Annotated in this window: 1 protein-coding gene; it reads right to left on the reverse strand. The window is 59.6% G+C overall.

The window, feature by feature from the left end; translation table 11 throughout:
- A partial coding sequence (locus tag PSE6802_RS34180) for a beta strand repeat-containing protein (RefSeq protein WP_019503123.1) occupies nucleotides 1-2,117 on the reverse strand: 2,117 nt, incomplete at both ends.

Raw genomic sequence — 2,117 nt, forward strand, 5'->3', positions numbered from 1 at the left:
CTACATCATCGGTTGGCGATGTGGTGCCGTTGGTGCTGATGCTGGTACTGCCGTTCGTGCCGGGTGTGGCCGCCGTCACGGTTAACGGATCGCCGTTGGGGTCGGTATCGTTGCCCAGTACTCCTATCGAGACCGGCGTGCCGGCTGGGGTGGAGGTGGTGTCATTTACCGCATCGGGGATGCCGTTATTCACCACTACCGTTACCGTTGCCGTATCCAGTCCACCCATGCCATCGGAGATCGTGTACGCGAACGAGTCGGTACCGGCAAACCCGCTATTCGGCGTGTAGACCACTACATCATCGGTTGGCGATGTGGTGCCGTTCGTGCTGATGCTGGTACTGCCGTTCGTGCCGGGTGTGGCCGTCGTCACGGTTAGCGGATCGCCATTCGGGTCGCTGTCGTTACCCAGTACTCCTATCGAGACGGGCGTACCAGATGGGGTGGAGGTCGTGTCATTTACTGCATCGGGGATGCCGTTATTCACCACTACCGTTACCGTTGCCGTATCTAATCCACCCATGCCATCGGAGATCGTGTACGCGAACGAGTCGGTACCGGCAAACCCGCTATTCGGCGTGTAGACTACCACGTCATCCGTGGGCGATGTGGTGCCGTTCGTGCTGATGCTGGTGCTGCCGTTCCCGCCTGCCGTCGCTGCCGTCACCGTCAGCGGATCGCCATTCGGGTCGCTGTCGTTGCCCAGTACTCCTATCGAGACGGGCGTGCCAGATGGGGTGGAGGTCGCGTCATTTACCGCATCGGGGATGCCGTTATTCACCACTACCGTTACCGTCGCCGTATCCAATCCACCCATGCCATCGGAGATCGTGTACGCGAACGAGTCGGTACCGGCAAACCCGCTATTCGGCGTGTAGACCACCACGTCATCCGTGGGCGATGTGGTGCCGTTCGTGCTGATGCTGGTACTGCCGTTCGTGCCGGGTGTGGCCGTCGTCACGGTTAGCGGATCGCCATTCGGGTCGCTGTCGTTGCCCAGTACCCCAATCGAGACCGGCGTGCCGGCTGGGGTGGAGGTCGTGTCATTTACCGCATCGGGGATGCCGTTATTCACCACTACCGTTACCGTTGCCGTATCCAATCCACCCATGCCATCGGAGATCGTGTACGCGAACGAGTCGGTACCGGCAAACCCGCTATTCGGCGTGTAGACCACTACATCATCCGTGGGCGATGTGGTGCCGTTCGTGCTGATGCTGGTGCTGCCGTTCGTGCCTGCCGTTGCTGCCGTCACGGTTAATGGATCGCCATTGGGGTCGGTATCGTTACCCAGTACTCCTATCGAGACGGGCGTACCAGCTGGGGTGGAGGTCGTGTCATTTACTGCATCGGGGATGCCGTTATTCACCACTACCGTTACCGTTGCCGTATCCAATCCACCCATGCCATCGGAGATCGTGTACGCGAACGAGTCGGTACCGGCAAACCCGCTATTCGGCGTGTAGACCACTACATCATCGGTTGGCGATGTGGTGCCGTTCGTGCTGATGCTGGTACTGCCGTTCGTGCCGGGTGTGGCCGCCGTCACGGTTAACGGATCGCCGTTGGGGTCGCTATCGTTACCCAGTACTCCTATCGAGACGGGCGTACCAGATGGGGTGGAGGTCGTGTCATTTACTGCATCGGGGATGCCGTTATTCACCACTACCGTTACCGTTGCCGTATCCAATCCGCCCATGCCATCGGAGATCGTGTACGCGAACGAGTCGGTACCGGCAAACCCGCTATTCGGCGTGTAGACCACTACATCATCGGTTGGCGATGTGGTGCCGTTGGTGCTGATGCTGGTACTGCCGTTCGTGCCGGGTGTGGCCGCCGTCACGGTTAATGGATCGCCATTCGGGTCGGTATCGTTACCCAGTACTCCTATCGAGACCGGCGTACCAGATGGGGTGGAGGTCGTGTCATTTACCGCATCGGGGATGCCGTTATTCACCACTACCGTTACCGTTGCCGTATCCAATCCACCCATGCCATCGGAGATCGTGTACGTGAACGAATCCGTACCCGTGAAGCCACTGTTCGGCGTGTAGACTACCACGTCATCGGTGGGCGATGTGGTGCCGTTCGTGCTGATGTTCGTGCTGCCGTTCGTG

Source organism: Pseudanabaena sp. PCC 6802 (assembly GCF_000332175.1).
GTDB lineage: Bacteria > Cyanobacteriota > Cyanobacteriia > Pseudanabaenales > Pseudanabaenaceae > PCC-6802.